Annotated in this window: 1 pseudogene; it reads right to left on the bottom strand. The window is 64.3% G+C overall.

Features of this window, described 5'->3' with window-relative positions:
• A pseudogene (locus ACTFO6_RS20140) lies at nt 1–230 on the bottom strand (succinate dehydrogenase/fumarate reductase flavoprotein subunit); the annotation flags it as partial.

Genomic DNA, 230 nt, shown 5'->3' with positions numbered 1-230 from the left:
AGGCTGTGCTTGAGACAGTGGTCGTCGTCCCGGTTCGGATAGTCTTCCCGGGCGTGGGCGCCGCGGCTTTCCTTGCGCGCCTCGACGCAGATCATGGTGGCCACCGCCACCTCCAACAGGTTGTCCAGCTCCAGCGCCTCGACCCGGGCGGTGTTGAACGTCTTGCTCTTGTCGGAGATGAAGGCTCGCTGGGCTCGCTCCTCGATTTCCAGGACCTTTTGCACGCCCTC

The sequence above is a fragment of the Pelomicrobium sp. G1 genome, from assembly GCF_051905455.1.
Taxonomy (GTDB): domain Bacteria; phylum Pseudomonadota; class Gammaproteobacteria; order Burkholderiales; family UBA6910; genus Pelomicrobium.
This window is presented reverse-complemented; position numbering and strand designations above follow the sequence as displayed.